This is a genomic window from Mesorhizobium sp. M1334, assembly GCF_040317995.1.
Taxonomy (GTDB): Bacteria; Pseudomonadota; Alphaproteobacteria; order Rhizobiales; family Rhizobiaceae; genus Mesorhizobium.
The window spans coordinates 15,124-36,434 of record NZ_JAMYLM010000013.1; the positions used below are offsets into that span (position 1 = coordinate 15,124).

At 63.4% G+C, this 21,311-nt stretch carries 29 protein-coding genes; 8 read left to right on the forward strand and 21 right to left on the reverse strand.

Translation table 11 applies throughout. From position 1 onward, the window contains the following. Positions 1-25 precede the first annotated feature (25 nt). The 6 genes from NKH17_RS20960 to gcvA form a co-directional block, all read right to left on the reverse strand. Positions 26-796, reverse strand: coding sequence for an L-iditol 2-dehydrogenase (locus NKH17_RS20960; RefSeq protein ID WP_352476995.1), 771 nt, complete (start codon positions 794-796; stop codon positions 26-28). Next, entirely contained in the window at positions 793-1,797 is a 1,005-nt protein-coding gene (locus tag NKH17_RS20965; RefSeq protein WP_352476994.1) for an ABC transporter ATP-binding protein, read from the reverse strand. The genes NKH17_RS20960 and NKH17_RS20965 overlap by 4 nt, the downstream gene beginning before the upstream one ends. Positions 1,798-1,849: 52 nt before the next feature. Further along, positions 1,850-2,674, reverse strand: coding sequence for a carbohydrate ABC transporter permease (locus NKH17_RS20970; RefSeq protein ID WP_352476993.1), 825 nt, complete (start codon positions 2,672-2,674; stop codon positions 1,850-1,852). An 11-nt stretch (positions 2,675-2,685) separates the two neighbouring features. Continuing rightward, positions 2,686-3,558: a carbohydrate ABC transporter permease gene (locus NKH17_RS20975; protein ID WP_031195183.1), complete on the reverse strand. Its 873-nt coding sequence runs from the start codon at positions 3,556-3,558 to the stop codon at positions 2,686-2,688. A 114-nt stretch (positions 3,559-3,672) separates the two neighbouring features. Continuing rightward, the gene (locus NKH17_RS20980; protein ID WP_254815834.1) at positions 3,673-4,983 is read right to left on the reverse strand and encodes an ABC transporter substrate-binding protein; all 1,311 of its coding nucleotides are present in this window, start codon (positions 4,981-4,983) and stop codon (positions 3,673-3,675) included. Between the two features lie 214 nt (positions 4,984-5,197). Next, on the reverse strand, positions 5,198-6,109 hold the full coding sequence (gene gcvA / locus NKH17_RS20985) for a transcriptional regulator GcvA (RefSeq protein ID WP_352476992.1): 912 nt from the start codon (positions 6,107-6,109) through the stop codon (positions 5,198-5,200). A gap of 110 nt (positions 6,110-6,219) precedes the next feature. Between gcvA and NKH17_RS20990 the strand changes: the two genes are divergently transcribed. Next, positions 6,220-6,405: a hypothetical protein gene (locus NKH17_RS20990; RefSeq protein WP_254815832.1), complete on the forward strand. Its 186-nt coding sequence runs from the start codon at positions 6,220-6,222 to the stop codon at positions 6,403-6,405. A gap of 76 nt (positions 6,406-6,481) precedes the next feature. On the opposite strand, the gene NKH17_RS20995 is transcribed toward NKH17_RS20990, so the two are convergent. After that, the gene (locus NKH17_RS20995) at positions 6,482-7,441 is read right to left on the reverse strand and encodes a sugar-binding transcriptional regulator (protein WP_023722533.1); all 960 of its coding nucleotides are present in this window, start codon (positions 7,439-7,441) and stop codon (positions 6,482-6,484) included. 362 nt (positions 7,442-7,803) lie between these two features. On the opposite strand from NKH17_RS20995, the gene NKH17_RS21000 reads away from it, so the two are divergent. Beyond that, the gene (locus NKH17_RS21000) at positions 7,804-8,436 is read left to right on the forward strand and encodes an HAD family hydrolase (RefSeq protein WP_352476991.1); all 633 of its coding nucleotides are present in this window, start codon (positions 7,804-7,806) and stop codon (positions 8,434-8,436) included. Between the two features lie 22 nt (positions 8,437-8,458). Here the strand turns inward: NKH17_RS21000 and NKH17_RS21005 are convergent, their stop codons facing one another. The 7 genes from NKH17_RS21005 to ureC form a co-directional block, all read right to left on the reverse strand. Next, complete coding sequence (locus NKH17_RS21005) at positions 8,459-9,226, reverse strand: class II aldolase and adducin N-terminal domain-containing protein (protein ID WP_254815830.1); 768 nt, start codon at positions 9,224-9,226, stop codon at positions 8,459-8,461. An 81-nt stretch (positions 9,227-9,307) separates the two neighbouring features. Continuing rightward, on the reverse strand, positions 9,308-9,949 hold the full coding sequence (ureG, locus tag NKH17_RS21010; protein ID WP_254815829.1) for an urease accessory protein UreG: 642 nt from the start codon (positions 9,947-9,949) through the stop codon (positions 9,308-9,310). Next, a complete protein-coding gene (locus NKH17_RS21015; RefSeq protein WP_352476988.1) occupies positions 9,946-10,386 on the reverse strand; it encodes a DUF3995 domain-containing protein in 441 nt (146 codons plus the stop codon). The genes ureG and NKH17_RS21015 overlap by 4 nt, the downstream gene beginning before the upstream one ends. Continuing rightward, positions 10,383-11,072, reverse strand: a complete 690-nt coding sequence (locus NKH17_RS21020; protein WP_352476987.1) for an urease accessory protein UreF — start codon at positions 11,070-11,072, stop codon at positions 10,383-10,385. Before NKH17_RS21020 ends, NKH17_RS21015 begins: the two co-directional genes overlap by 4 nt. After that, on the reverse strand, positions 11,065-11,649 hold the full coding sequence (ureE, locus tag NKH17_RS21025) for an urease accessory protein UreE (RefSeq protein WP_352476986.1): 585 nt from the start codon (positions 11,647-11,649) through the stop codon (positions 11,065-11,067). Before ureE ends, NKH17_RS21020 begins: the two co-directional genes overlap by 8 nt. Positions 11,650-11,705: 56 nt before the next feature. Then, positions 11,706-12,299 carry a hypothetical protein gene (locus NKH17_RS21030; protein ID WP_352476985.1) on the reverse strand — a complete coding sequence of 198 codons (594 nt, stop codon included), beginning with the start codon at positions 12,297-12,299 and terminating at the stop codon, positions 11,706-11,708. A gap of 47 nt (positions 12,300-12,346) precedes the next feature. Continuing rightward, a complete protein-coding gene (gene ureC, locus NKH17_RS21035; RefSeq protein ID WP_502899780.1) occupies positions 12,347-14,059 on the reverse strand; it encodes an urease subunit alpha in 1,713 nt (570 codons plus the stop codon). A 179-nt stretch (positions 14,060-14,238) separates the two neighbouring features. On the opposite strand from ureC, the gene NKH17_RS21040 reads away from it, so the two are divergent. Both NKH17_RS21040 and NKH17_RS21045 read left to right on the forward strand, forming a co-directional pair. Next, a complete protein-coding gene (locus NKH17_RS21040) occupies positions 14,239-14,622 on the forward strand; it encodes a hypothetical protein (RefSeq protein WP_023677006.1) in 384 nt (127 codons plus the stop codon). 126 nt (positions 14,623-14,748) lie between these two features. Next, on the forward strand, positions 14,749-15,243 hold the full coding sequence (locus tag NKH17_RS21045) for a hypothetical protein (protein ID WP_352476984.1): 495 nt from the start codon (positions 14,749-14,751) through the stop codon (positions 15,241-15,243). 26 nt (positions 15,244-15,269) lie between these two features. On the opposite strand, the gene NKH17_RS21050 is transcribed toward NKH17_RS21045, so the two are convergent. From NKH17_RS21050 to NKH17_RS21070, 5 genes are read right to left on the reverse strand one after another with little or no spacing between them, the layout of a single operon-like run. Continuing rightward, the gene (locus NKH17_RS21050; protein WP_352476983.1) at positions 15,270-15,575 is read right to left on the reverse strand and encodes an urease subunit beta; all 306 of its coding nucleotides are present in this window, start codon (positions 15,573-15,575) and stop codon (positions 15,270-15,272) included. A gap of 7 nt (positions 15,576-15,582) precedes the next feature. Then, complete coding sequence (locus NKH17_RS21055) at positions 15,583-16,176, reverse strand: HupE/UreJ family protein (protein ID WP_352477099.1); 594 nt, start codon at positions 16,174-16,176, stop codon at positions 15,583-15,585. A gap of 35 nt (positions 16,177-16,211) precedes the next feature. Further along, the gene (locus NKH17_RS21060; protein ID WP_254815822.1) at positions 16,212-16,469 is read right to left on the reverse strand and encodes a DUF1272 domain-containing protein; all 258 of its coding nucleotides are present in this window, start codon (positions 16,467-16,469) and stop codon (positions 16,212-16,214) included. Positions 16,470-16,488: 19 nt separating this feature from the next. Then, the gene (locus NKH17_RS21065; RefSeq protein WP_023677011.1) at positions 16,489-16,791 is read right to left on the reverse strand and encodes an urease subunit gamma; all 303 of its coding nucleotides are present in this window, start codon (positions 16,789-16,791) and stop codon (positions 16,489-16,491) included. 28 nt (positions 16,792-16,819) lie between these two features. Further along, a complete protein-coding gene (locus NKH17_RS21070; protein ID WP_352476980.1) occupies positions 16,820-17,662 on the reverse strand; it encodes an urease accessory protein UreD in 843 nt (280 codons plus the stop codon). Between the two features lie 202 nt (positions 17,663-17,864). On the opposite strand from NKH17_RS21070, the gene NKH17_RS21075 reads away from it, so the two are divergent. The 3 genes from NKH17_RS21075 (at position 17,865) to NKH17_RS21085 (ending at position 20,173) form a co-directional block, all read left to right on the forward strand. Beyond that, positions 17,865-18,119: an acyl carrier protein gene (locus NKH17_RS21075; RefSeq protein ID WP_023677013.1), complete on the forward strand. Its 255-nt coding sequence runs from the start codon at positions 17,865-17,867 to the stop codon at positions 18,117-18,119. A 4-nt stretch (positions 18,120-18,123) separates the two neighbouring features. Then, positions 18,124-19,332: a beta-ketoacyl-[acyl-carrier-protein] synthase family protein gene (locus tag NKH17_RS21080; RefSeq protein WP_352476979.1), complete on the forward strand. Its 1,209-nt coding sequence runs from the start codon at positions 18,124-18,126 to the stop codon at positions 19,330-19,332. Positions 19,333-19,468: 136 nt separating this feature from the next. Beyond that, the gene (locus NKH17_RS21085) at positions 19,469-20,173 is read left to right on the forward strand and encodes a glutathione S-transferase family protein (RefSeq protein ID WP_352898438.1); all 705 of its coding nucleotides are present in this window, start codon (positions 19,469-19,471) and stop codon (positions 20,171-20,173) included. A 21-nt stretch (positions 20,174-20,194) separates the two neighbouring features. Here the strand turns inward: NKH17_RS21085 and NKH17_RS21090 are convergent, their stop codons facing one another. Further along, positions 20,195-20,323, reverse strand: a complete 129-nt coding sequence (locus NKH17_RS21090; protein WP_302893450.1) for a hypothetical protein — start codon at positions 20,321-20,323, stop codon at positions 20,195-20,197. On the opposite strand from NKH17_RS21090, the gene NKH17_RS21095 reads away from it, so the two are divergent. After that, positions 20,316-20,597 carry a hypothetical protein gene (locus NKH17_RS21095; RefSeq protein ID WP_352898435.1) on the forward strand — a complete coding sequence of 94 codons (282 nt, stop codon included), beginning with the start codon at positions 20,316-20,318 and terminating at the stop codon, positions 20,595-20,597. The two genes, NKH17_RS21090 and NKH17_RS21095, sit on opposite strands and share 8 nt — an antisense overlap. Before the next feature lie 43 nt (positions 20,598-20,640). Here the strand turns inward: NKH17_RS21095 and NKH17_RS21100 are convergent, their stop codons facing one another. Next, entirely contained in the window at positions 20,641-21,261 is a 621-nt protein-coding gene (locus NKH17_RS21100) for a nucleoside triphosphate hydrolase (protein ID WP_254815818.1), read from the reverse strand. Positions 21,262-21,311: the final 50 nt, after the last annotated feature.

The following is a 21,311-nucleotide window of genomic DNA, read 5'->3' on the forward strand; positions in this document are numbered from 1 at the left end:
GGGGAGAAGAGCGCCTTCGCCCCCCTCAACTCATCCACTGGCCGCCATCGACATTGTAGGTCTGGGCGACGATGTATCCGGCCTCATCGCTGGCCAGGAACACCGCCATGCCGGTGAGGTCTTGCGCCGTGCCCATGCGGCCATAAGGCACGGCTTCGCCGACCAGTCTCTTCTTCTCGCCCCTCGGCCGGTTCTCGAACTTGGCGAACAAGGCATCGACATGATCCCAGTGCTCGCCGTCGACGACCCCCGGTGCTATCGCGTTGACATTGATGCCGTGTTTGATCAGGTCGAGCCCTGCCGACTGGGTGAGCGAGATGACCGCCGCCTTGGTGGCGCAATAAACGGCGACCAGCGCCTCGCCGCGGCGCCCGGCCTGGCTTGCCATGTTGATGATCTTGCCGCCCTTGCCGCGGGCAATCATAGAACGGGCGGCGGCCTGCAACGTAAACAGCGTGCCGGCGACGTTGACCGAAAACAATTTGTCGTAGCTTGTCTTGGTGATCTCGACGATCGGCGCCAGGTCGAACAGGGCGGCGTTGTTGATCAAGATATCGAGGCCGCCGGCCCTGGTTTCGACCGCCTTGACGGCCGCATCGATCGACGCGAGATCGGTGACGTCCAGCGTCACCGCGTAGGCATTGCCGCCGATTTCGGAAGCCGTCTTCTCGGCAGCCTCGAGATTGATGTCGCCGATGGCGACGGTCGCCCCCTCCCGCATGTAGGCTTCGGCGAACGCCCTGCCAATGCCGCGCGCCGATCCGGTGATCAGCGCCGATTTACCTCCGAGCCTCATTGCAGCATCGCCTTCCCATCGGCGCCGAAACGATGCAGCTTGGCCTTGTCCGGCGTCAGATAGATCGTGTCGCCGTGATGGGCGGCCAATTCGCCGTCGGCACGCACCGTCAGCTGCCCGACGCCATCCGCCTGGACGTGCAAGAACGTGTCGGAGCCGAGATGCTCGGCAACGCCGACCGTCGCCTTCCAGTCGCCTGACGTCTTCGAAATGTTCATATGCTCCGGGCGGATGCCGACTGTCTTGGCGCCATATTTGGCGGCGGGCGCGCCTTCGATCAGGTTCATCTTCGGCGAACCTATGAAGCCGGCAACGAACAGGTTCTTCGGCGTCTTGTAGAGCTCCATCGGCGAGCCGACCTGCTCGATATTGCCGGCATTGAGCACGACGATCTTGTCGGCCATGGTCATCGCCTCGATCTGGTCGTGGGTGACGTAGACCATGGTGGTCTGGAGCTGGTGGTGCAGTTCACTGATCTCCAGCCGCATGGTGCCGCGCAGCGCCGCGTCGAGATTGGACAACGGTTCGTCGAACAGGAAGGCCGATGGCTGGCGGACGATGGCGCGGCCGATGGCGACACGCTGCCGCTGGCCGCCGGAGAGCTGCCCGGGGCGGCGGTCGAGGTAGTTGGTGAGGTTCAGGATCCGCGCGGCGTCCTTCACCTTCTTGTCGATGGTCGCCTGGTCCTCGCCCGCCATCTTCAGCGGGAAGGCGATGTTCTTGGCCACCGTCATGTGCGGGTAGAGCGCATAGGACTGGAACACCATGGCCAGCTTGCGCTTGGCCGGCGCCTCGCCGGTGACGTCGCGGCCATCGATGATGATGGTGCCGCCGCTGGTATCCTCCAGACCGGCGATCAGACGCAACAGGGTGGATTTGCCGCAGCCCGACGGACCGACGAAGACGACGAACTCTCCGTCCTCGATGACCAGATCGAGGCCGGGGATGATGGACGTCGCCCCGAAGGATTTGGAGACGTTCTTGAGCGTGATGTTTCCCATGGTTTCCTCCCCCGAAGGGCTATCCTTTTCGTTTTGCGTCAGGCGATGCCCGCTACTTTACCGCACCGAATGTCAGGCCTCGGACCAGCTGCTTCTGGCTGAACCAGCCCATGATCAGGATCGGCGCGATCGCCAGCGTCGAGGCGGCCGAAAGCTTGGCCCAGAACAGCCCCTGCGGACTGGAGAAGGAGCTGATGAAAGCGGTGAGCGGCGCTGCCTCGGTGGTGGTCAGCCGGATCGTCCAGAACGCCTCGTTCCAGGCGAGAATGATGTTGAGCAGCATGGTCGAGGCGATGCCGGGCACCGCCATCGGGGTCAGCACGTAGATTATCTCGTTCCACAGCGATGCGCCGTCCATGCGCGCCGCTTCCAGGATCTCGCCAGGTATCTCGCGAAAATAGGTGTAGAGCATCCAGACCACGATCGGCAGGTTGATCAGCATCAGCATGACCATCAGGCCGATGCGGCTGTCGAGCAATCCGGTGTCGCGGAAGATCAGATAGATCGGAAACAGCACGGCGACGGCCGGCATCATCTTGGTGGAAAGCATCCACATCAGAATGTCCTTGGTGCGTTTGCCCGGCGAAAACGCCATCGACCAAGCCGCCGGTATGGCGACGAGCAGAGCCAGGACGGTCGAGCCGACCGAGAGGAACACCGAGTTGAGGAAGAATTTGAAATAGCCGTTCTGCGCCTGGACCTCGGAATAGCTCTCCATGGTTCCCGACGGGAACAGGTTGAAGCCCTGGATGGCCTCCTGCTCCGACTTGAACGAGGTGATGATCGTATAGAGGATCGGGAAGAAGATCAGCAGGGCGACGATCCAGGCGGCCGCGGTCGCAATCGTCTTGTGCCGGGTGGTGACTGCACGTGCCATCTTATCCTCCCTTATTTGTCCAGGTTCTTGCCGACGGCGCGCATGGCGAAGAAGGCGACGATGTTGGCGAGAATGACGGCGATGATGCCGCCGGCGGACGCCTGGCCGATTTTGAACTCCAGCAATGCCTTCTGGTAGACGAGGAAGGGCAGGTTGGTGGAGGCATAACCCGGGCCGCCATTGGTGGTGACCAGGATCTCGGCATAGACCGACAGCAGGAAGATCGTCTGGATCAGGATGACGACGGTTATGGCGCGCGACATATGCGGCAGCGTCAAATAGATGAAGCGGCTGATGAAGCCGGCGCCGTCCATTTCGGCGGCTTCCTTCTGCTCGCCGTCGAGCGACTGAAGCGCGGTCAACAGGATCAGCGTCGCAAACGGCAGCCACTGCCAGGCGACGATGATGATGATCGCCAGGAGCGGGTGCTGCCCGAACCAGTCGATCGGCTGCCCGCCGAAGAAACGCGCAATATCGGCGAAGACGCCGTATTGCGGATGCATGATCATGTTCTTCCAGACAAGTGCCGCCACCGGCGGCATGACGAAGAACGGCGAGATGACGAGGATGCGGACGATGCCTTGTCCCCACATCGGCTGGTCGAGCAGAAGGGCCAGCAGGATGCCGCCGATCACCGTGATCAAAAGCACGCTGACGACGATGGTGAGCGTGTTGAGGATCGACTGCAGGAATGCCGGGTTGGAATAGAACAGCGCGTAATTCGAAAACCCGACGAAGCCGTCGCGCATCGGATTGAGTGGGTTGTACTGCTGGAAGGAGAACCACAGCGTGAATGCCAGCGGCACAATCATCCAAACCAGCAGCAGCACCACGGATGGCGCCATCATGAAGCGGGCAAGCGAACGGGTCTGCTGAGTAGCCATGACGGTCACCCTTCGAGGTCGGCCAAGTTTTTCAGCGGCGTAAAGTTGGCCGCCCGAACTGGGATTCGGGCGGCCCGTGCCGGCTGCCATGGGCAACCGGCACCGGGAGGCGCCTTATTTGATGTACCCGCCCTCGGTCATCGTCGCGGTGGCGGCGTCCTGTGCCTGCTTCAAGGCGTCGTCGACGCTCGTCTGGCCGGCAAGGGCCGCCGAGAAGAGCTGGCCGACGGTGGTGCCAAGGCCCTGGAACTCAGGAATGGCGACGAACTGGACGCCGACATAAGGCACCGGCTTGACGGTCGGGTGCGTCGGATCGGCGGCGTTGATGGAATCCAGCGTCATTTTCGCGAAAGGCGCCGCCTTCTGGTACTCCGGGTTGTTGTAGAGCGAGGTGCGCGTTCCGGGCGGAACGTTGGCCCAGCCTTCCTTTGAAGCGACCAGTTCGAGATAGTGCTTCGAAGTCGCCCAGGAAACGAACTTTTGAGCGGCGTCGGCCTTCTGCGTGCCGGCGGGGATGGCCAGCGACCAGGCCCACAGCCAATTGCCGCGCTTGCCGAGGCCATTGTCCGGGGCCAGCGCATAGCCGACCTTGTCGGCGACGGTCGAGTTCTTCGGGTCGGAGACGAAGGACGCAGCGACGGTAGCGTCGATCCACATGCCGCATTTGCCCTGCTGGAACAGCGCCAGGTTTTCGTTGAAGCCGTTGGACGACGCGCCCTCGGGGCCGTCGGCCTTCATCAGGTCGACATAGAACTGCAGCGTGTTCTTCCATTCGGGCTGGTCGAATTGCGGCTTCCAGTTCTCGTCGAACCAGCGCGCGCCGAAGGAGTTCGACATGGCGGTCAGGAAGGCCATGTTCTCGCCCCAGCCGGCCTTGCCGCGCAGGCAGACGCCGTTCACGCCGTTGGCGCGGTCGGTCATCTTGTCGGCGGCCTGCTTGATGAAGTCCCAGGTCGGTGCATCGGGCATTTTGAGCCCGGCCTTGTCCATCAGGTCCTTGCGGTACATGACGAAGGAGCTTTCGCCGTAAAACGGCGCTGCGTAGAGCTTGCCGTCGACCGACAGGCCGCCGGCTATGGCCGGGATGATGTCCTTGACGTCATAATCGTCACCGAGCTTGTCGAGCGGCAAAAGCCAGTTCTGCTTGGCCCAGATCGGCACCTCATAGGTGCCGATGGTCATCACGTCGTACTGGCCACCCTTGGTGGCGATGTCGGTGGTGACGCGCTCGCGCAGGACGTTTTCCTCGAGCGTGACCCACTGCAGCTGAATGTCGGGATTTTTGGCGGTGAAGTCGTCGGTCAGCTTCTGCATGCGGACCATGTCGCCATTGTTGACCGTGGCGATGGTGATGGATTCGGCATGCGCGGCGAAAGCGAGGGCGCTGGCCGAGAACAGGCCTAGGGTGAACGTGCGAAGTTTCATCAAAATTCCTCCCATAAACCAAGATGAGCATTTGCCTTGGCTGTGGGCAATTACTCACTTGCGATGAAATATGTCAAGACGGAATCGTTGCTGCAGCGCAGCACGCCGGGTCTCGTGCGGCGACAAGCCGGGACGTTTGCGGCATGTCTGACGAAGAATTTCAGCCGGGCTGATTGGGCCCGGAGCTTTGCTGTCGGGCTTGCTGGGATTCAGCCTATTGGCAAGCGATCTCGCTCAGGATCCAATCGCGGAAGGCGCGGATCTTCGGCACGTTGCGCCGCGCCGTCGGATAGACCAGCCAATAGGCGTGGCCGTCGTCACCGACCAGATGAAAGGGCTGGATCAGGCGGCCGTCGGCAAGTTCGGCCTTGAACAGCGCCTTGGTGACGATCGCCACGCCGTGGCCGGCAATCGCGGCATTGGCCTCATAGGCCTGCGCGCCCATGCTGGTGCCGGGGCGCTTGGCCAGTTCCTCGACCGGCAGGCCGGCGGCGGCAAACCAGTCCCGCCACCAGATGTCGCCCGGGTCGAGGATCGGCAGCCGCAGCAGGTCGGCCGGCTCCTTGACGCCGCCGATGCTTGCCGCGAGCTTTGGACTAAGGACCGGCGTGAAATCGGCCCTGAAAAGCATATGGGTCTCGACGCCCGGCCAGTTGCCGCCGCCGGAGCGGATGGCGATGTCGATATCCTCTCTGGCAAAGTCGACAACCCTGTTCGAAGTATCGACGCGCACCGCCAGCGACGGATGCGCGACCTGGAACGAACCGAGATGCTGGGCCAGCCAATTGGAGGCAAAGGTCAGCAGCGTCGAAACGCAAAGCACGCCGTCGGCGCCGGTGCGCGCGGCGGCATAGGCGCCGCTCAACAGCGCGAATGCTTCGCTGACCGCGGGCGCCAGGCGTTGGCCGGGTTCGGTCAGCACGATCTGTTTTGGCTGGCGCAGGAACAGGGGCGCACCGATGCGCTCCTCCAGAAGCTTGATCTGATAGCTTGCCGCCGCCTGCGTCATGCCAAGCTCCTGGGCGGCCTTGGTGAACGAGAGATGCCGCGCCACCGCTTCGAATACCCGGATCGCCTGAAGCGGAGGAAGCTGCGAAACCAGCTGTCGTGAATTGAGCTCCGGCATAAGCCCTCCTTATGGGCAGTGATCGACGTTTGATTGGCGGCACCGGCCGGGCCTACCGATATTCCGTATTGAAGATCAACTACGCCTAGAGATAGCGAAGGCTGACGATCATGACCACAATACAGGAAAAGCTGCTTCTTGCTCCAGCCCATGGCTGGTTTTCACGGCTGGCGCGGGGATTGGCAAGGCACGCGGCGCGGAAACGGGCCTATCTCGACGTCCGGGAGCTGCCGCCGCATCTGCAGCGCGACATGGGCTTTCTCGACGGCAACGATCCATGCGGCCGGCACCAGTAGTGACGCTCGTTTTTATCAGGGATTCAGATGCGTTTCGATTTCACATGATCGTTTCCGACCGCCAGCGGCTCGGAGATCATGCGCCCGCTAGCAAGGCGGCGGCGGTCCGCTCATCGGTGATCAGGCCGTTGACCAGCCGCCGGTTGACGGCGGCAAAGATGCCCGGCAGCTTGCGGTCGCCCATGGCAAGCGCGATCACCAGCGACTTTTCGCGCGACGGCAGCGGTGCCGACGACACCCGATCATTGGTAATACCCTCGATCATACGGCCGTCACGATCGAACACCCAGCCGACGATCTCGGCGACGCCGCCGGCCTTCTGCAACGCCTTTAATTCACCCTCCGAAATGAAGCCGTCCTCGTAAAGCGGCGCCTTCGGGCCGAGATCGCCTATGCCGACAAAGGTGACGTCGGCCTCGGCCGCAAGCGCCAGCGTCGGCTGGATCATCGGCTGGCTCAGCAGCATCTCGCGCTCCTCCGGCGAGGAGGCGATGACCGGCAAAGGCATCGGAAACGAGCGCGCCTTGACCCTGTCGGCCATGGTGAAGATGACGTTGTAGAAGGCGGCCGAGCCGTCCGGCGAGATGTTGCCGGTCAGCGACACCACCTTGTGCTGCGGACATTCCATCGGCGGCAGTTGCTCGATCGCGGCCTTCAGCGTGCGGCCGGTGCCGATCGCCATGACGATCGGCGTCGGCGACCGCAGCCGCCGTTCGATCTCGGCCGCCGCAGCCTCGGCGACGCCGATGACGGTGGAGGAAGAGGAAGGGTCGCTGGGCACCACCTCGACCAGATCAAGCGCAAAGCGCGATTTCAGCCGTGCCGCAAGGTCAAGGCAATTGGCGATCGGATGGTCGACGCGCACCTTGATCAATCCTTCGGAGACTGCGAGCGACACCAGCCGCTGCGCCGTCTGGCGGGAGATGCCAAGCGTGGCGGCGATCTGGTCCTGGGTGTTGCCGGCAACGTAATAAAGCCAGCCGGCGCGCGCCGCATCGTCCAGCCTGTTGCCGCCGCTATCCTGCCGCGAATTCAAGTTCCTGCCTCCCAACCCCGCCGGGCATAAGAGGCGGAGCGCCGTAGTTTCGCAGGGAATGAACTTGCGCGCAATTGCCTATTGCAAGAGCAATTGCTTAGGGCTGAGACTTGGGTATTTGGAGCGAAGTGGCGGGTCGACCCAGTCTCGTCGCAACAGCAAGGCTGTGGAGGTCGCATAATCTCGGTCCAAAGCGCGTCGCGTTCAATCGGGCTTATGCGATGCGCTTTAGACTCTTGCTTTCTATGCATGTCCGTATCGCAAAACCGCTGCACACTGTTGCGCGACATGCATTAGCGGGGACGCCGCGGTTTATCTCCCGCGCCAAACGCTTTAAGGGATTTTTGAGAATGGAGCCTTGCATGACGCCGAAAGCGGTTTTCTGGGATATGGACGGCACGCTGGTCGACAGCGAGCCGCTGCACGAAGCGGCGCTGATCGCGGCGCTGCACAGTGTCGGCATCGTACCGCCGGCCGACCTGCATGACCGCGTGCTCGGCATCGCCGCATGGCCGGTCTACGAAATGCTGCGCGACGAGTTCGGCCTCGACCTGCCTTTCGACGACTGGATCGTGCGCAAATACGATCACTATCTGCCGATGGCCGAAACGCTGACGCCGCGCAGAGGCGCGATCGAGATCTTCAACGAGCTGCGCGCGGTTGGCATACCGCAAGCGGTGGTCTCCAACTCGGACAGGCTGATCGTCGATGCCAATCTGCGCGCCGTCGGCCTCGTCTATCCCGGCATGAAGACGGTCAGCCGCAACGACGTGCGTGAAGGCAAGCCGCATGCCGAACCTTTCCTGCGCGCCGCCTGGCTGGCCGACGTCGATCCCGCCGAGGCCGTGGCGGTCGACGACAGCGTGACCGGCGCCACGGCGGGGCTGGCAGCGGGAATGAAGACGATCTTCTGGCCAGAAGCGCCCATGGAGGGGCCGCCGGGGGCGATAATCATCAACAGCGCCGACGAATTGCGAGCCGAACTCGGGCTTTAAGCCAGGCCCGGCGGGACCGCGCTCAACTCCGGTAGGCAGGCTCCTGCTCGTCGAGGATCGCCTTCAGTTCGGAAAGGTGGCGTTCGGCCTGGCCGGGATAGTCTTCCTGTTCCCTTGCCGCCTTTTCGGCGATCTCATCCGACAGTACCCGCAGCGGCCGCCCGGTCCACAGCGCCTTGATATAGGTTTCGGCGGCGCGCTCGAAATAGAACATGCGGTTGAAGGTGTCGGCGACGCTGTCGCCGATGACCAGCACGCCATGGTTGCCCATCACCATCACCTTGACCTTCGGGTCGACAAGAAGCTGCGAGCAGCGCTCGCCCTCTTCCTCGAAGGCCAGCCCGCCATAATGAGCGTCGACGACATGGCGGTTGAAGAAGATTGCCGAGTTCTGGTCGACCGGCGGAAGCGTCGAGTCGGCGAGCGAGGCAAGCACGGTGGCGTGGATCGAGTGGACATGCATGACGCAGCGCGCATGACGCACATTGCGATGAATGGCACCATGCAGGCCCCACGCCGTCGGATCGGGCGCATTCGGGCCGGAGAGCGTGCCGGGATCGTTGGCGTCGATCAGAAGCAGATCGCTCGCCTTGATGCGCGAGAAATGCACCTGGTTGGGATTCATCAGGAATTGCGAACCATCGTCGTTGACGGCCAGTGAGAAATGATTGGCCACCGCCTCGTGCATGTTGAGCCGCGCCGTCCAGCGGAAGGCGCAAGCGAGGTCGACGCGCTCCTCATAGAACGGCAGGTTGGTCAGCACTTCCTTCTGCAGGCGCGTGATGCTCATCGTAAACCTCCGTGAAAGAAGCAAGGATGCCGCGCGGCTGGAACACGCGCAACCGGTTTCGTTTGGTACAGGCGAGCGCCGTTATGCCGCCGTGCTGGTGGCCGCGCCGACCCGAAGCCCGCCATGCTCGACGATGAAATCGATCACCTCCTGCAGCCCCTTGCCGCGCGACAGGTCGGTGAAGCCGAACGGCCGCTTGCCGCGCATGCGGGCAGCGTCGCGTTCCATGATGTCGAGATTTACGTTCACATAGGGCGCAAGGTCGCTCTTGTTGATGACCAGGAAATCGGACCGGGTGATCGCCGGTCCGCCCTTCCTCGGGATCTCCTCGCCCTGGCAAACCGAGATGACATAGAGCGTCAGGTCGGCAAGATCCGGCGAGAAGGTGGCGGCGAGATTGTCGCCGCCCGATTCGATGAAGACGATGTCGAGATCGGGGAATTTTCTGGTCATCTCGGCGATCGCCTGCAGATTGATCGAGGCGTCCTCGCGGATGGCGGTGTGCGGACAGCCGCCGGTCTCGACGCCGACGATGCGATCCTCGGGCAGGGCCTGCAACCTGGCCAGCATCATGGCGTCTTCCTTGGTGTAGATGTCGTTGGTGACGACGGCGATCGAAAACTCGTCACGCAGTGCCTTGCAGAGCTTTTCGGTAAGCGTCGTCTTGCCCGAGCCGACCGGGCCGCCAATGCCGATGCGAAGAGGACCGTTGGGCGATATCATGCGGGGAACTCCGTGACGGCAAGAATGGCGAAGGCAAGCCCGATCAGCAGGCACAGCGGCGAATAATAACGCAGATCGAGCCGCGCGAAAGGCTGTTCGGGCGTCAGCCGGCGCCACCAGGGCGTGAAGCCGGCAATGCCGCGCGCCAGGAAAACCAGCGCGATGAGCAGCGACGTGGCGGCAAGCCCGGCTTTGGGAAACGGCGTGGCAAAGATGCCCTCGAGCGCCATCGGCCACAGTGTCGCCAGGCCAAGGCAGGCGGCAACGGCGAAGCTGGCGAAGGGTGCCGGCATCTCGTCGACGCCATGAAAGCCGATGACCGCACGAGCGCAGGAGGCGGCGTCCCTGCCCGGCCAGATGCCGCCAATGCCCCAATAGACATGCAGTGCTGTGATCAGCAGCAGGACGAGCGAGACGGCGAAAGCGAGGACGATCATGAGCGGAACAGCCGCGAATACTGGGCCTCGTGCTTCATCGCCGTGATGTCGGAGATAAAAGCGCAGCCGCCGAGATCATCGAGGGTCGAGCCGGCAGCGCGGTCGGACGTAGCCAGGGCAAGCGGCTCGAAGCCGGCGAGCAGCGCGGTGGCGCCGGTCTGGCCGACGGCGCCGAGCCGGATCGCGGCCTGAACAAGGTTGGAGAAGAAGGCCTGCAGGAAGGCGGCCAGGGCGTCCCGCAGCGAAATGCCGTGATCGCCGGCAACAGCGCCGACGGCAACGCAATAGGCACATTCGGTCGGCAGGCGATCCAGCACCTGGCACGGCCAGGCGGAGGCTGCTTTCAGGAAAGCGGCGCCCTGCAGCATCGTCTCGGTATGACGCTCGCGCGAGCCTGCCAGAGCTTCGGCAAGGGCGACGATTTCATCGAGATCGCCGGTTTCGCGCGCCCTGCGCCAGCTTTCGGCAAACAGCACCGCATCATTCCAGCCCGAACCCATTTCGACCAGCGTTTCCAGCCACGCGGCGAGGTCTTTGCTGTCGGCAACCAGCCCGGCATGCACGGCTTGTTCCAGGCCATGGCTGTAGGAAAAGCCGCCGACCGGGAAGGAAGGCGACAGCCACGCCATCAGCCGCAACAAAGCAATATTGGAAGGCTGGGCAACGCTGGAAGGCCGGTCAGTCATGGTCATGGTCGTGCGAATGGCTGTGGGAATGCGAATCGCTATGGCTATGGGAATGCGCTTCGGCGTGGCTGTGCGCATGTGCCTCGGCATGGGCATGGCCGTGCCCGCCAAGCGCGGAATAGGCGCCGCGCACCGGCTTGAACGGTTCGGAGACGTCGCTCACAATGGCGCCCAATCCCTCCAGCATCGCCTTGATGACATGGTCGCGCAGGATGAGGATGCGGTTAGCCTCGATGGCGGCGGCGAGATGGCGGTTGCCGATGTGCCAGGCGAGCTCGGCGAGATGGATCGGGTCGCTGCCCCTGATATCGTAGAGCGGCTCTTCGGCCGCGATGATCTCGATGTGGCGGCCATCCTCCAGCACCAGCCGGTCACCATGGTTCAACGTCACCGGTTCGGGCAGGTCGACCAGCACCTTGTCGCTACCGGCCGTTTCGATGGCACGACGGCGCAGATGCCGCTCGTCATGGGCAAGCACCGCCCGGTCGTATGGCGTGGTGGTTCCGGCTTCGCCTGCGGCCAGGACGGCGACGGCGCGCGGGAATTTGGTGAAGTCGGTGCGAATATCGAGCTTCATGTAAAAACTGCCTCTCCCAAAAGCCTAGCCTATCGCGTGCGCCGCCCCAATGGCGCTCAAACGATCGTGTCGAAGAGCCGCATGATAAACGATACCTGATAGACGAGCGCGCCGGCGACAAAGGCGATGTGAAAGCGGCGGTCGCGCAGCAGGACCGCAATGACGCAAAGCGCGACGAAAACCGGCGTGCGGATCAGATATTCAACGCCGAAATGGGCGAAATGCGCCGGCCCTTTCAGCAGCGTGTCGACCACGTCGAGCAGATAGGTCGCCGCCAGCAGGCCGAAGAACCAGGCCCGGCGCGAATAAAAGAAATCCTCATAGCTGGTGTAGTCCAGCATCGAGTCCGGAAACAGCAGCGCGCAGAGCAGGAACAGCGTGACGGCGTAGAAGATGATGAACAGGTATTTGCCGAAGGTCCAATTCTCGATCTGGAACAGGCCGAACTCCCACCACCAGAAATGCACCAGCATCAAAAGCACCGACGCAACCCAGGCGAGATGCACGGGATAGAGCCGGTACTGGCCGGGATGCTGGACGATGCGGGCGAGCCCCGACAGCAGGCGGGTGACGCCAAGCCCGATCACCATGCCCAGGACAATGCGGATATGCGGGAAGATGTCGTGGGCGTAGGGGAGTTGCTGGTCCATAGGCCTGGCGCGGCATGTTCTACATCGGTCGTTCTAACGCCTAGGGTTCAGAACAGGAAGTAGCGTTGCGCCATCGGCAGCACCGTTGCCGGCTCGCAGGTGAGCAATTCACCGTCAGCGCGGACCTCATAGGTCTCCGGGTCGACCTCGACATGCGGCGTGGCGTCGTTGAGCACCATCGAATGCTTGCCGATGCCGCCGCGGGTGTTCTCGACGGCCACCATCTGCTTGTCGACGCCGAGCCTGCCGCGCAGGCCGGCGTCGAGCGCGGCCTTCGAAACGAAGGTCACCGACGAATTGGTCATCGCCTTGCCGTAGGCGCCGAACATCGGCCGATAGTGCATCGGCTGCGGCGTCGGGATCGAGGCGTTGGGATCGCCCATCGGGGCGGCGGCGATCATGCCGCCGATCAGCACCATGTCCGGCTTGACGCCGAAGAAGGCCGGGTTCCACAGCACAAGGTCGGCGCGTTTTCCGACCGCCACCGAGCCGATGTCCTTCGACAGGCCATGCGCGATGGCCGGATTGATGGTGTATTTGGCGATGTAGCGGCGGACGCGGAAATTGTCGTTGTCGCCGGTCTCCTGCGGCAGCGAACCACGCTGGCGCTTCATCTTGTCGGCGGTCTGCCAGGTGCGGATCGCCACTTCGCCGACGCGGCCCATGGCCTGGCTGTCCGACGAGATGATCGAGAAGGCGCCGATGTCGTGAAGAATGTCTTCGGCGGCGATGGTTTCCTTGCGGATGCGGCTTTCGGCAAAGGCGATGTCTTCGGGGATCGACGGCGACAGATGGTGACAGACCATCAGCATGTCGAGGTGCTCGGCCAGCGTGTTGACCGTGTAGGGACGCGTCGGATTGGTCGAGGACGGAATGACGTTGGGCAGACCGCAGACCTTGATGATGTCAGGCGCGTGGCCGCCGCCGGCGCCTTCGGTGTGGAAGGCATGGATGGTGCGGCCCTTGATCGCCGCGACCGTGTTTTCGACGAAGCCGGACTCGTTCAGCGTGTCGGTGTGGATCATCACCTGCACGTCGTAATCGTCGGCGACCGACAGGCAGCAGTCGATTGCAGCCGGTGTCGTGCCCCAGTCCTCATGCAGCTTCAGCGAGCAGGCGCCGGCGAGCACCATCTCCTCGAGCGCGGCAGGTAGCGACGCGTTGCCCTTGCCCGACAGGCCAATATTCATCGGGAAGGCGTCGAAAGACTGGATCATGCGCGCCAGATGCCACGGCCCCGGCGTGCACGTGGTCGCCAGCGTGCCGTGCGCCGGGCCGGTGCCGCCGCCGAGCATGGTGGTGATGCCCGACATCAGCGCTTCCTCGATCTGCTGCGGGCAGATGAAGTGGATATGCGCGTCGAAGCCGCCGGCGGTCAGGATCTTGCCTTCGCCGGCGATGATCTCGGTGCCGGGACCGATGATGATGGTGACGCCGCCTTGGGTATCCGGATTGCCGGCCTTGCCGATCGCGACGATGCGGCCGTCCCTCAAGCCGATGTCGGCCTTGACGATACCGGCGGTGGCATCGACGACCAGCGCATTGGTGATGACGGTGTCGACCGCGCCTTGCGCGCGTGAAACCTGGCTCTGGCCCATGCCGTCGCGGATGACCTTGCCGCCGCCGAATTTCACCTCCTCGCCGTGAACGGTGAGATCCTTTTCGACCTCGATGAACAGCTCGGTGTCGGCGAGCCGGACTTTGTCGCCAACGGTCGGGCCGTACATCTGCGCATAGGCGGCGCGGGTGATTTTAGCCATCAGCAATTGCTCCCGAAATACAGCCCGAAAATACCGCTTGTCGAAGGCGGGCCCCACATTGCCGCCATCCTATGATCACGCAATGACCCGCTGAGCGACACTTTCCGATCCCATTTGGCGTTTGAGGTGGCCGGGTCACCCCAAAACGACCATTTGCCAATCGATGGAAAGGAACATCCATGCGCAAAACGACCCTTTTGGCAGCCGCCGCCACGCTGGTGCTCGCAACCGCCGCCAGCGCCCAGCAACAGCCTGCGCAGCAGCCCAGTCCGGCGCCGGCCGCGCCTGCTCCTGCCGCGCCCGGAGCGCAGCCACAGGCGCCCACCATCCAGGCGATCAACGTCGTCGACATCAAGGATCTGCCGGCGGACACTCAAGCCAAGGTCAACGAGGTGATCGCCAAGCGCAGCGACGCCGATCTGCAGAAACTGCGCGGCTCGATCGACGCGACACCGCAGGTCAAGTCCGCACTCGAAGCCAAGGGGCTCACCTCGGCGCAGGTGATCGCCGCCAGCATGAGCACCAATGGCGCGCTGACGCTGATCACCAAGAAAGCGAGCTGACGAGACAAGGCGGCGGGCCGGCGCCCGGTCAGCCCGCCGCATCGCAAAGGGAACCTTCACGGGGGACGTTTCGTTTCGGTCCTGTCGCCCTGACACAAGCCTCGAAAAGGACCCTGAGAACGAGCGATGGCGATCACCACCTTCTCCGACACCAGATGGCTGCATGGCATTGCCGCGACCGCGTTTCTGGCAGCCAGCATTCCGCACGCCGCGCTGAACGCGCAGAGCCTCGACAGCGCCGAGACCGTCAACCGGATCGTCGGCTCGGAGGTCGGCCAGGAAGAGACCAAGACAAATGCGGAAGCCGGCAAGGTCAGCTCGGCGATCGACCGCACGCGTGAGAACATCGCTGCCGTGCGAAAGACATCCAAGCTCGACAAAGTCGATATCGTGTTTCTTACCGACGCCGCGCGCACCGAAGGCGGCCCGCCGCCGGCGATCGAAAGCAAGGTCAGGCAACATCGGGACGACATTGCCGAGCTGCGCAAGGAGATCGAGGCGAACGCATTGCTGTTCAACGCTATCGACTCGCGGCGAGTGCAGACCGAGGACGTTCTGGCGGTTGAATTCGACGATTCGGGAAAGGTCGTCATCTATGCGGCGGCCAAGCCGCCCGGCTGAGCCGAAACTGCTCGACGCCTTCGATCTCACAGCTTGCCCATGATCTTCTGCTGAAATCCGTAGACCTCGCGCTTGCCGCCGAACGGCACTAGCGTAACATCGCGCTCCTGGCCGGGCTCGAAGCGCATCGCGGTGCCGGCGGCGATGTCGAGGCGCATGCCCCGCGCCTTGTCGCGATCGAATCTCAGCCCTTCATTGGTCTCGAAGAAATGATAGTGGCTGCCGACCTGGATCGGCCGGTCGCCGCTGTTGGCCACCTTCATGGTGACCGTCGGCAGTCCCTTGTTCAGTTCGATCTCGCCGCTTGCCGTGATGATTTCGCCGGGGATCATCACTGCCTCACAGGATGCCGAAGGCGAGGCCGGCGCCAATCGCGGCACAGGCGGCGCCAGCGGCGCGGGCAAGCCCACTGAAGCGCCAGCCGAGGCCGAGACCAGCCGTGATGCCGACGGCATGGAGCAACGCGGTGGCAACGGCAAAGCCTGCGGTATAGCCAAGCCCAGCGGCATTTTCAGGCACCTCGGTGCCGTGGGCGTAGCCATGGAACAGCGCAAACAGGCCGATGACGGCGACGCCGGCCGAGACGGGAAGATCGACGGCGAGCGCGACCAGCAGCCCGAGTGCCACGACGGACGCCAGTATGGCCGGCTCGACGAAAGGCATCGGCACATGCAGCATACCGAGCGCGCCGCCGGCCAGCATGACGCCGACGAAAGCCAGCGGCCATGCCCAGATCGCCTTGCCGCCCCTGAGCGCCGCCCACAGGCCGACGACAATCATCACCGTCATATGATCGAGGCCGGAGAGCGGGTGGGAGAAGCCGGCGGTGAAGGACGAAACCGTGCCGACGCCGACATGGGCATAGGCCGGCATAGCTGCCGCCAGCAGCAGGGCCGCCGACAGCGTCGTGCATTTCATCGTAGCGGGGATCATCGGCGTAGCTTCCATCTTCGAGATCATCATGCCTCTCACGCCGCCTTGCGGGCCGGACCGCAGCCTTCTGCCTTGAGGACGCGCTTGGTAGAGGCCGGATATTTCGTCAGCAGCGCTGCCGGACGGATCGGGCGAGCCGAGAAGTTGCCGCCGCAATTCGGGCAGGCGCCGCCGAGCACGTTTTGTGCGCAGTCGGCGCAGAAGGTGCATTCGAAGGTGCAGATCACCGCGTCCGTCGCATCGGGCGGCAGATCCTTGTCACAGCATTCGCAGTTCGGACGCAGCTGAAGCATTTTCCTCTCCTTGGCGGTTTTATCTGATCGGCTCGTGCACGGTCACCAGCTTGGTGCCGTCTGGAAACGTCGCCTCGACCTGCACATCGTGGATCATTTCGGCAATGCCTTCCATCACCTGGGCCCGGGTGACGACATGGGCGCCGGCCTCCATCAGCTCGGCGACGGCGCGGCCGTCGCGGGCACCCTCGACGACGAAATCGGTTATCAGCGCGATCGCTTCCGGATGGTTAAGCTTGACGCCGCGTTCGAGCCGCTTGCGGGCCACGATCGCCGCCATGGCGATCAGCAGCTTGTCTTTCTCCCTCGGCGTCAGATTCATGCGTTTTCCTGCAGTGGCACAATCGAAATCAGAGTGACCATAATTTGGGCAGGCCCGCCCGTCCGTTGAGCAATTCGACAAGCGGCACCAGCCGCTTGCGGAGCTGGTAGCCGTCCTCGGCGAACAGCCGAGCAAGAAGCTTGCCAGATTTCCGCACGCTCCAGAAACTGACGCCGCCCTGGCCGCCGACCATAGCCCGGGCCGGCTCGAGCAAAGCTTCTGCCCGCGGCGACACCATCAGCAGCGTCGCCACGGCGATGCCGCCACCGGCAACCGCCGGACGATTCAAGGTGGCGGCAATGTCGGTGCCGATGCGGAACTCCTCGGCGTGAATCAGCGCCGCCTCCTGGCGGACGCGCCAGCGGTCATGGAATTGGCCTTGCCAAGCCCGTTCACCCATGGCCAGGCGGCCGAAGACGGTAGCTTCCAGGATCAGCGCCTCGGCTCCGGCGGCAAGCTCCACGTCAAGCGTGCGGGCAAAGGCCGAGCGGTCGAAGACGATGGTTTCCTGCGGCAGCCAGGTAATGTGGCCGCCTTCGCCGGCGCTCAATTGCACCCGCACTTCGGCGCGGTCGGATGCGGCGCGGTAGATTTTCTCGCAGGCCTGCGTCGTTATCGTTGCGGACGCGCCGGCACCGACATCGACCTCCCAGGCGAGACGGTCGCCACCGGTCAGCCCGCCAGCGGTGTTGATCAGGACGGCTTCGAGCGGATCGGCCGAGACTGCCGGCATGCGGATCTTGGCCGAGCCGTCCTGGTACAGGCGCCGAAGACGCGTGCGGCCTCCGTTCCAGTCGCAGCCAAGCCGCGCAACGCCGGCAACGCGCTGGGCCGGCGGCACTGAGGTCAAGCTATATGCGATCGTGTCCACGACACCAACGTTAAGCACTGCGGCGGCTTTGTCGATATATAGCTTGTTGCTTGACAGCGTTTCGGTTTCTATAGAGGGAGCCACCTTGGTACGGTCACCGGCGCCTGGCGGGGGTAGAAGGCGACGATGACCACGTAATCGAGGACAAAAGGGGCGCTGATCAGTTGGCGTCGGGAAACGACAGAGTTGGGGAAGAAACCGAATGGCTGACCAGCTGGCAAACGATATCATCGCCAAGATCAAGGCTCATGCCGAGCCGGGCGGCGAGGAAATCACCACCAGTACCGAACTGACCGCGCTTGGCATCCATTCGCTGGAACTGACGGAGATCATCTTCGATCTCGAGGAAGAGTATGGCATCGAAATCGAGATGAACACGGTCGATGCCTGGAGCAATCTGAAAAATGTCGGCGACATGGTCGAGGCGGTTCGCGCGCTGATCGCGAAAAAAGCCTGACTGAATGCACAAGCGCATCGTCATCACGGGCATCGGCGGGTTATGCGGCCTCGGCACCAATGCACCGGCAATCTGGAATGAGATGCGCGCCGGCCGTTCGGCAATCGGCGCGATCGACAATCCGCTGCTGCATGATCTGAAGGTCAAGGTCGGCTGCGAAATCAAGGCGCTTCCCGAGCACGGCATCGACCGCAAGCAGGTCGTGTCGATGGACCGCTTCAGCCTTCTGGCGACGATCGCCGCGCGGGAGGCGGCACAGCAGGCGGGATTGAACCCGCACGCGGCCAACACCTACCGGATGGGCACCATCGTCGGCGTCGGCGTCTGCGGCTGGGAGGCAATCGAAGAGAACTATCGCGCCATCCTGCTCGAAGGCAAGAACCGCGCCGGCATCTTCACCGTACCAAAAGTAATGCCGGGCGCAGCCGCCGGCCATGTCAGCATGAATCTTGGTCTGCGTGGACCGGTGTTCGGCATCACCTCTGCCTGCTCATCATCCAACCACGCCATTGCCTCGGCGGTCGATCAGATCAGGCTCGGCCGGGCCGACGTCATGGTCGCCGGCGGCACCGATGCGCCACTGGTCTGGGGCATCCTCAAGGGCTGGGAAGCCCTGCGGGTATTGTCGCCGGACACCTGCCGGCCGTTTTCGGCCGACCGCCAGGGGCTCGTGCTCGGCGAAGGCGCCGGCATGGTGGTGCTGGAAACGTATGAGCATGCCATGGCGCGCGGCGCCGCCATCCTTGCCGAAATCGCCGGTGTGGGCCTTTCCGCCGACGCTTCCGATATCGTCGCGCCAACAATCGAAGGGCCGGAGGCGGCGATGCGCTTCTGCCTCGTCGATGCCGGGCTCAATCCGGAGGACGTCGACTATCTCAACGCGCATGGCACCGGCACCAAGGCCAACGACCAGATCGAGACGGCGGCGATCAAACGCGTGTTCGGCGACCATGCCTACAAGCTTTCCATCTCCTCGACCAAATCGATGCATGCCCACTGCCTCGGCGCATCCGGCGCGCTGGAAATGATCGCCTGCGTGATGGCGATCCGCGAAGGCATCGTGCCGCCGACCGCCAATTATCGGGAAGCCGACACCGACTGCGATCTCGACATCACGCCGAACGTGGCACGCGAGCGCGCGGTGCGCACCGCGATGAGCAACAGCTTCGCCTTCGGCGGCACCAATGCGGTGCTGGCGGTCAAGGCCGTGTGACCACACCCCTTGCGATCCCTTCACCGGGGCCGGTGAAACTTTCCATGCGCATATTGATCGCGCCAGGCGTCGCGCCTAACTCACTGCGACCCGCCATGACCATGCCGCTCGGCGCGGTCCCCGACCAGGAGTTTCGATGACCGATCTGTCCGCGTTTCCGATCGCCAGGCGCTGGCCGGCGAGCCACCCCGACCGCATCCAGCTTTATTCGTTTCCGACGCCGAACGGGGTGAAAATATCGATCGCGCTGGAGGAACTTGGCCTGCCCTACGAGCCGCATGCCGTAGACATCGGCAAGAACGAGAGCTGGACGCCGGAATTCCTGTCTTTGAACCCGAACGGCAAGATCCCGGCGATGATCGATCCGGACGGCCCGGGCGGCAAGCCGATCGGCCTGTTCGAATCCGGCGCCATTCTGCTTTATCTCAGCGATAAGACCGGCAAGCTGGTCCCGGCAGACGCAACGCTGCGTTACGAGACGATCCAGTGGGTGTTCTTCCAGATGGCTTCCATCGGGCCGATATTCGGCCAAGTCGGTTTCTTCCACAAATTCGCTGGGCGCGAAATCGCCGACAAGCGCCCGCTGGAGCGTTATCGCGACGAGTCGCGACGGCTGATCGGCGTCCTCGAAACGAGGCTCAAGGGCCGCAGCTGGATTATGGGCGACGATTACACCATCGCCGACATTTCGATGCTTGGATGGGTGCGCAATCTGATCGGCTTTTACGAGGCGCGGGGCCTCGTCGGTTTCGACGATTTCCCCGGCGTGGGCGCATGGCTGAAGCGTGGCCTTGCCCGGCCGGCGGTGCAGAGGGGCCTCACCATTCCGGCCAGAGCCTGATCAGAACCCTGACTGCCCCGGCTATTTTGCCTTGGTCCGGGGTTTCGAGCCGCCCTTGCCGACTACGGAAGCGGCAAGCGACGCCGCACCTTTGGCGGTCGCAAGCACGGCACCGGCGGCGACATTGGCCGTTGCCTTAACGGTGCGCATTGCGCTGCCTGCGATCGATCCTCTGCTGCTTGCCGACCTTTTGGCCTTGGGTGCAGCGGCTTTGGCCGCGGCAGGCACCACCTTTTTCGGCGCCGCCTTGCCAAAGCTGGGCTTTGCCGCATCCTTGGAGTGGGCCGCCCCTGCCGGGCCGGCGCTGGTTTTCGCTCGAGTGATTTTTGATCGTGTTGCCCTGCCCTTGGCGGGCGCAGGCTTTCTTGCCATGGTCTCCATCGAACCGTTCCCTCATGCAGCACAATTGCCGTGTCCGGGATAACGGCCTGAAAGTGTTAAGGTTCCGGCCGAACAGTCCTTACAGATCAGGCCTGTCCACCGACCACCAGGTCGGCGGGCCGCCGACGGGCAAGCACGCGATCGATGTTCGGCATGTCGTTGGAAGCAATCCAGGCGCGCGCGTCCTGGTCGGACCGGCCGTGCTCGTGCCATCGCTCGAGCAGTCGGCGCTCGAGCTCGGCGCGCGGCACGTCGACGAAGATCGAGTAGTCGAACAGCGGCGCCAGCCGCGTCCATGGCTCTTCGTCGAGCAGCAGGTAATTGCCTTCGACCAGGATGAATTTGGTCTCGGCAGCGATGATCGCAGCGGCGGCGCGCGATAGCTCCATGCTGCGGTCGAACACCGGGATGGCGATATCCGGCTCGCCAGCGCGGATGCGCTTCAGCAGCGCTTCGAAGCCGGCAAAATCAAAGGTTTCCGGGGCACCTTTTCGCTGGCGAAGGCCGCGCCGCTCGAGCACGACGTCATCGTAGTGGAACCCGTCCATCGGCACGACTTCCGCCGTGCCTTCCGGCAGCAGGTCATGCAAGCCTGCCGACAATGTCGACTTGCCGGCGCCGGGCGGACCCGCAATGGCAACAATGAAGCGCGGCGCCTTGCCGGCGCGCTTGAAAATGGTAGCGGCGAGATGGGCGATCTCAGACATTGGCATCCGTTAAGATGGTTCTGGCGCATTTTGGCGGCAGTTTTCGAAAA

Bases quoted from the DNA above. Each gene is read 5' to 3' on its own strand.
- NKH17_RS20965 (WP_352476994.1), bottom strand. From the start codon at position 1,797: ATGGGAAACATCACGCTCAAGAACGTCTCCAAATCCTTCGGGGCGACG.
- NKH17_RS21055 (WP_352477099.1), bottom strand. From the start codon at position 16,176: ATGATCCCCGCTACGATGAAATGCACGACGCTGTCGGCGGCCCTGCTG.
- gcvA (WP_352476992.1), bottom strand. From the start codon at position 6,109: ATGCCGGAGCTCAATTCACGACAGCTGGTTTCGCAGCTTCCTCCGCTT.
- NKH17_RS20980 (WP_254815834.1), bottom strand. From the start codon at position 4,983: ATGAAACTTCGCACGTTCACCCTAGGCCTGTTCTCGGCCAGCGCCCTC.
- NKH17_RS21075 (WP_023677013.1), top strand. From the start codon at position 17,865: ATGGCTGACCAGCTGGCAAACGATATCATCGCCAAGATCAAGGCTCAT.
- NKH17_RS21040 (WP_023677006.1), top strand. From the start codon at position 14,239: ATGCGCAAAACGACCCTTTTGGCAGCCGCCGCCACGCTGGTGCTCGCA.
- NKH17_RS21100 (WP_254815818.1), bottom strand. From the start codon at position 21,261: ATGTCTGAGATCGCCCATCTCGCCGCTACCATTTTCAAGCGCGCCGGC.
- NKH17_RS21030 (WP_352476985.1), bottom strand. From the start codon at position 12,299: ATGGACCAGCAACTCCCCTACGCCCACGACATCTTCCCGCATATCCGC.
- NKH17_RS21085 (WP_352898438.1), top strand. From the start codon at position 19,469: ATGACCGATCTGTCCGCGTTTCCGATCGCCAGGCGCTGGCCGGCGAGC.
- NKH17_RS20975 (WP_031195183.1), bottom strand. From the start codon at position 3,558: ATGGCTACTCAGCAGACCCGTTCGCTTGCCCGCTTCATGATGGCGCCA.
- ureG (WP_254815829.1), bottom strand. From the start codon at position 9,949: ATGATATCGCCCAACGGTCCTCTTCGCATCGGCATTGGCGGCCCGGTC.
- NKH17_RS21015 (WP_352476988.1), bottom strand. From the start codon at position 10,386: ATGATCGTCCTCGCTTTCGCCGTCTCGCTCGTCCTGCTGCTGATCACA.
- ureE (WP_352476986.1), bottom strand. From the start codon at position 11,649: ATGAAGCTCGATATTCGCACCGACTTCACCAAATTCCCGCGCGCCGTC.
- NKH17_RS21005 (WP_254815830.1), bottom strand. From the start codon at position 9,226: ATGAGCATCACGCGCCTGCAGAAGGAAGTGCTGACCAACCTGCCGTTC.
- NKH17_RS21020 (WP_352476987.1), bottom strand. From the start codon at position 11,072: ATGACTGACCGGCCTTCCAGCGTTGCCCAGCCTTCCAATATTGCTTTG.
- NKH17_RS21065 (WP_023677011.1), bottom strand. From the start codon at position 16,791: ATGAATCTGACGCCGAGGGAGAAAGACAAGCTGCTGATCGCCATGGCG.
- NKH17_RS21045 (WP_352476984.1), top strand. From the start codon at position 14,749: ATGGCGATCACCACCTTCTCCGACACCAGATGGCTGCATGGCATTGCC.
- NKH17_RS21000 (WP_352476991.1), top strand. From the start codon at position 7,804: ATGACGCCGAAAGCGGTTTTCTGGGATATGGACGGCACGCTGGTCGAC.
- NKH17_RS21050 (WP_352476983.1), bottom strand. From the start codon at position 15,575: ATGATCCCCGGCGAAATCATCACGGCAAGCGGCGAGATCGAACTGAAC.
- NKH17_RS20990 (WP_254815832.1), top strand. From the start codon at position 6,220: ATGACCACAATACAGGAAAAGCTGCTTCTTGCTCCAGCCCATGGCTGG.
- NKH17_RS21060 (WP_254815822.1), bottom strand. From the start codon at position 16,469: ATGCTTCAGCTGCGTCCGAACTGCGAATGCTGTGACAAGGATCTGCCG.
- ureC (WP_502899780.1), bottom strand. From the start codon at position 14,059: ATGGCTAAAATCACCCGCGCCGCCTATGCGCAGATGTACGGCCCGACC.
- NKH17_RS20960 (WP_352476995.1), bottom strand. From the start codon at position 796: ATGAGGCTCGGAGGTAAATCGGCGCTGATCACCGGATCGGCGCGCGGC.
- NKH17_RS20970 (WP_352476993.1), bottom strand. From the start codon at position 2,674: ATGGCACGTGCAGTCACCACCCGGCACAAGACGATTGCGACCGCGGCC.
- NKH17_RS21090 (WP_302893450.1), bottom strand. From the start codon at position 20,323: ATGCGCACCGTTAAGGCAACGGCCAATGTCGCCGCCGGTGCCGTGCTT.
- NKH17_RS21080 (WP_352476979.1), top strand. From the start codon at position 18,124: ATGCACAAGCGCATCGTCATCACGGGCATCGGCGGGTTATGCGGCCTC.